Annotated in this window: 5 protein-coding genes; all 5 read right to left on the bottom strand. The window is 44.0% G+C overall.

From position 1 onward, the window contains the following. Positions 1 to 199: 199 nt before the first annotated feature. The gene (locus V7K25_RS02030; RefSeq protein ID WP_335154609.1) at positions 200 to 775 is read right to left on the bottom strand and encodes a M12 family metallopeptidase; all 576 of its coding nucleotides are present in this window, start codon (positions 773 to 775) and stop codon (positions 200 to 202) included. Positions 776 to 809: 34 nt separating this feature from the next. Beyond that, entirely contained in the window at positions 810 to 1,637 is an 828-nt protein-coding gene (locus V7K25_RS02025; protein ID WP_335154607.1) for a glycoside hydrolase family 19 protein, read from the bottom strand. Positions 1,638 to 1,658: 21 nt separating this feature from the next. Further along, on the bottom strand, positions 1,659 to 2,204 hold the full coding sequence (locus V7K25_RS02020; RefSeq protein ID WP_335154605.1) for a 3D domain-containing protein: 546 nt from the start codon (positions 2,202 to 2,204) through the stop codon (positions 1,659 to 1,661). 221 nt (positions 2,205 to 2,425) lie between these two features. After that, positions 2,426 to 3,361 carry a glycoside hydrolase family 18 protein gene (locus V7K25_RS02015; RefSeq protein ID WP_335154603.1) on the bottom strand — a complete coding sequence of 312 codons (936 nt, stop codon included), beginning with the start codon at positions 3,359 to 3,361 and terminating at the stop codon, positions 2,426 to 2,428. Between the two features lie 167 nt (positions 3,362 to 3,528). After that, positions 3,529 to 4,593: a LysM peptidoglycan-binding domain-containing protein gene (locus V7K25_RS02010; protein ID WP_335154601.1), complete on the bottom strand. Its 1,065-nt coding sequence runs from the start codon at positions 4,591 to 4,593 to the stop codon at positions 3,529 to 3,531. Positions 4,594 to 4,929: the final 336 nt, after the last annotated feature.

Here is a 4,929-nt window from a genome sequence, read left to right as displayed (position 1 = left end):
TTATTCATTAACCACCAATTCTCATTCGATATTTTTTCCCATCTATTCTGTATGAAGAAATATCATCTAAAAACACCCAAAGTCAACACCCTAGCTGGTAACACATGATGGAGTTAGAATCGGCATGGGGAGTGCCCAACAGCGATGATTCTTCGATCGGTGTTAAAACCTGTTGACGAACCTGGTCTGAGGACCACCCCTAGTTTTGTGCAAAGAAAGGAATTGCTTTATCTGGATCAATACGATCTACTAATTCTCTCCGCATGTGCTCATGTGGAAAGCCCAGTGTGTGTCCAGTTTCATGGCGCACTACTCGGTAAAACTCTGAGTCGGGCGTATCCATAGTGAACGAGTCAAGATTCATCGTCGGTTGGTCGGCAGAAATAGAAAGAATATCTGTTCCCAGGTATGACCAATATCCGCTTCCTTGTGTTCGAGCAATCCGCACTTGTGGATCTGTATTGGTTTCCACGAACTGAACATTCGCCGTCGCACTCCAAGCATTCATGTGCCATAGGATACGCCCTCTCAAATCAGCGGGAGCATCATCTAGAAAGCCTACGGTCAAATACACTCCACCCGCTCCCCAGTATTTTGTAGTTAAAACTGCAATATGCTCTGGTTCTGGAATGAACCCTGGCATCACTAGCATCAAGCGTTCGATTGGTGGATGATTGACTGGGTTAATCTTGGCTGCAATTTGAGCGGCAGCTACCCATTGGTTGCGAGGTAGCATTTTAGGTAAACAAACGATGTGGTCGCACTGGTTGCACATGGTTATAACTCCCATAAGAAAAATGTTTGACGACCTAGCAGGAAAGATTTTCGCCCGGTGAAACTCCCAACCTCTGGCAAAAATCCAGATAAAAATTGATTCGATTTTGGGCTTCTTGTCTGCCTTGTGGGGACGCATTCGGTCCACATTCGATGCCACCATTGATGATGGAGATTGTCATGCCGAAACCGGGGTTGCGGATAGCATTGTGGCACGATGTCATCCAGAACCACAGGGCGGTCATGAAGGAAATAGCGCTATCTGTTGAGACCAAATCAGGGTTATTGAGCAGATCAATACCAAGAGCCGCCCCACATGTAGCATAGTTGTAGTTCCACGACAACTGGATCGGTCCGCGACCGTGATAGGTTTTACCCGGCACACACGGATAGGTTGTAGAATCGCAATAGCTACCCCATACTGCTGTGTTCAGTTCCTCAATGTATTGTAAAAAACCCGTCTCTTGGGCAACATTTGCTAGGAAGGCAGCCGCCTCACGTCTGCATTCTTCGTCCGATCCTTCATTGCAGAAGCTTGGGTATTTCTGCGTGGCGGTCACTAGACCGTTGTAGGAGTAAAAACCATTTCGGTTTGGGAATAGAGCCTCGAAGGTTTGCTGCGATACAATACCTGCGAAACCGCCCGTTGGGGGAAGGGGTGGTGGTGGTGGAGTGACAGACCCGTTAGGAATGCAGATTTCTTGACCTATCTGTAAATTTGCCACATCCGCGTCTGTTAAGGAAGTGCCATCTGGTTTTTTGAGTTCATACCAACGGTTGCCATCACCTAATTGTTGTTGGGCAATAACAAAAAGCGTGTCTCCAGACTTAACAATATATGAACTACCGATTGTACAAGACATAAATCAACTCCAAAAATTAAATTACAAAATTGCTGTAACAGACTGGACACCTAGATTGATTGCTTCTTCAACGCTATCAACAAAAATGTCAATCTTTTGACCGATAATTGCCGTACCGATATCTAGGGCAGCGGCAGGAACTTGCCTACCATCCCAAAGCACCAAGGTAAAATTTGTTAACAGGGGAATCACATTTGGGTCTACTGCACACTGTAAACGTCCAACGCTTTCACCTTGGCATTGTGATTGCAATTGAAGAGCAAGTGCTGCTTGCAATGTTACCCCATGCACGCCGGAGGCAGGTAGATGGCAATTCGTTTCCTCCATACTGTAAAATCTGGCTTCTAAATTTATTTGCTTCCCGGAGGGAGGAGGTAAAGGAGTAGACCCTGGAATGCATATTTCTTGACCCACTTGCAAATTAGAAGCATCCCCATCTGTAAATGGGATGCCATCTGGTTTGAGAATCTCATGCCAGCGTTCACCATCACCTAATTGTTGTTGGGAAATGATAAAAAGCGTGTCTCCCGACTTGACAATATATGAATTACCGAGTGTACAAGACATAAATGAACTCCAAACAACTACTTCAAAGTATTAATCGCTATATCCGTCTTTCTAGATGCTTAACATATAGCGATTCTCAAATGAGTTGAACACAACCACCTATCTCCTGACTTCTGTACGGGCGGGTTTCACAGAGATGCCTTTTAGTTAGGGTCGGGTTCGATGACATTGGGATTAGCATCGTAAATTAAATGCTATAAATTGCCATCTTTGTAGAGAACTTAGAGTTGAAAAAGTGGTTGCTCACAATTACCGAGTGACAAAGTTTGACATATCGCTTGTGCCATAATTTGAGCGTTTGGACTGGTGTCAGTTGGCGTTCCTTCTGGCTGCTTTTGTAAACTCCATAGCATCATTCCAGCCGCGTTCGAGTCAACAACCGCCTGTGCCAAATTACGAACTTCCGGTATGGTATAAACATGTCCGCCCCATCCTTCTGGTGGTACTTCAACACCCATAACAATGTTCCCCTTGAAATAATTCTGATAAGCAGTTAGGGCAACTTTTGGGTCATATTCAGGGCTTGCATCGTAGGACATGACGTTGAGTTGGTCAATGTACCCAGCTTCAGGCGATCGCAACAAGTTGAGCAACAAACCTGTTAGGGCAGCTTTCGGTTTAGCATCTGTCCATTGCCCTTCACCATAAGCACCAACACTCCAAGCTGCTACGGTGACTAAGTATGGTCTGGGTAGTGCTTGGCGAATTTCGTTGACAATCCGACGGTATTCATCATCTGTTGTGCAGGTAACTTGACCGTTTGTAGATGAACACTGACCGTTATTAAAAGGTTCGTAGTCAATATCTACACCATCAAATCCAAAATCTTTGACCACATCTGCGATCGCCTTAGTATTTAAAGCCGCAAAATTCTGATAAGTAGCTCCACCTACTGCCACTAACACCTTTGTGTTAGGATTTTTGCTTTTGAGATAGGCGATCGCGTCTTTTACCACCACACCGTCTACACTGAAATCAAGCCCTGTACCTGATAGTTTATTGCCACCCTCGTAGGTTGCATCTGGTTTTAGGAAAGACACAATCACCATATTTACATAAGGCGCTATGTTAGCCAGTTGCAGTTTTTTGGGATCGTCGCTCCACTTTTCAGACCAGCTCTGGAAATAGGCAACAAGAGTTTTGTTGTTATCAGCCATTAGTTTCTTCTCTTAATAAAGTTTTTCACTGTACTTTGGGTGTCGTTGGAAGCAGCAAAACCGTAGCAATTACAGGATTACCATTTGAAATTCCTTCTACTCTAAGAAGTTATGTTGTGTGAACGAAAAACTCTGAGACCGATTGAATCAAACGATTAGTTTGTTTTTTACGTGAAGATTCTTACACTTCGGATGAGGAAATATGCGTCTCGTAATTTGGGATTATTTTTTGTGTCCCAAAGGTAGCCACCACATTCTCCTAATCCTCCAGGGAAAACATTACCCGCCCAGTCTCCGCACAAGGTCGTATTGATGACCATCTCCATGTCTTTGAAATATCCGGGACACGAATTGAAGCTGACGTAAGGGTTTCCCCATGTATTCGGGTCAGGTGAATCTCCAAGCACATTCGCAGGGATGTCAGCACGCTTCCAAAACCAAATTTTGATTGTCTGGTCGTAAACCCACTCGCAAGCGTATGCTCCGCCACCGTTCTCGTTGAATCCGTGGCCGAAAGAGTTTTCGGGTCCCATGATGCCACATCCCGTGAAAGCGTTGTTGGCGTTGCAGTCGGGATTCAAAATATTTGGGATGTTCTGGACACATCCGTTTCTGGTGTGCAATGTTGACTGGTTGCTGTTGTTCGCAGAGGGTGTCGAGTTGACTCCTTCGATGATGTCGATTTCTCCTTTCTCAGGCCATGTAGCTCCAGTTCCAACTAGCCATATTGCTGGCCATACCGCCATTCCTTCAGGTATGTGGTCTAAATCGATAATGAACAGCCCTCCATTATACTTTTTATCTGTATAAATGCGGATTGCCTTTCTTTGACGTTTTTCTTCAGGGTTGTAGCCCTCCGATTCAACGTCGATTTTAATTTTGTTTCCATCGACAATGTTGATGAGTTCGTCCCACTTCCCGTATTTTACATAACCGTGGGTTGGGTCATCCTGGTCGAAAAAACTCCATTTGTCACCTTTTTCATTTCCGTTGATGAACTGATTTCCAATCCAACTATCTTGAAGCTGCCAAATGTTAGCACCACCGCCCCCATTATCAGATTGCCCGGGAATAACAAGTACCATTTCAACTTGAATCTGTTCGGGATTATCTCCAATTACATTGCGATTCGCTTCATAAATAAGCTGCCACCTATTGCCATCTCCATAAACTTTTTCGGCTATCTTTGATAGCGTGTCTCCTGGTTGTACGGTATATGTTTGCACTGACATAGTTGATAATTGGCTCCTTTAAAGAATTAAGCTGTAAAAAAACCAGAAACGGGCACTAAGTACAAGATTTCATAAGTTTGTAGCGTTATTAAGCCAACACCATTGAAAGAGTTTTCCGACTCAGAATGTGGGTTTTCACACGGCTATAGGCTCAATACCGATCTAATCCTTATTTATTAGGAACGCCACTTGAATGTTACCGCAGCTTTTTCAGGTACTGTATATGTAAATGACTCTGAACCTAGGGTGTTGACTTTGGGTGTTTTTAGATGATATTTCTTCATACAGAATAGATGGGAAAAAATATCGAATGAGAATTGGTGGTTAATGAATAAA

Origin of the sequence: Nostoc sp. (assembly GCF_036919495.1) — a bacterium.
Classification (GTDB): domain Bacteria; phylum Cyanobacteriota; class Cyanobacteriia; order Cyanobacteriales; family Nostocaceae; genus Nostoc.
Note: the sequence above shows the minus strand (reverse complement) of the source record. Positions and strands in the feature narration are given on the sequence as shown.

Excerpts from the sequence above, each read along its gene's own strand:
- V7K25_RS02030 (WP_335154609.1), bottom strand. The coding sequence starts at position 775 with ATGTGCAACCAGTGCGACCACATCGTTTGTTTACCTAAAATGCTACCT.
- V7K25_RS02010 (WP_335154601.1), bottom strand. The coding sequence starts at position 4,593 with ATGTCAGTGCAAACATATACCGTACAACCAGGAGACACGCTATCAAAG.
- V7K25_RS02020 (WP_335154605.1), bottom strand. The coding sequence starts at position 2,204 with ATGTCTTGTACACTCGGTAATTCATATATTGTCAAGTCGGGAGACACG.
- V7K25_RS02025 (WP_335154607.1), bottom strand. The coding sequence starts at position 1,637 with ATGTCTTGTACAATCGGTAGTTCATATATTGTTAAGTCTGGAGACACG.
- V7K25_RS02015 (WP_335154603.1), bottom strand. The coding sequence starts at position 3,361 with ATGGCTGATAACAACAAAACTCTTGTTGCCTATTTCCAGAGCTGGTCT.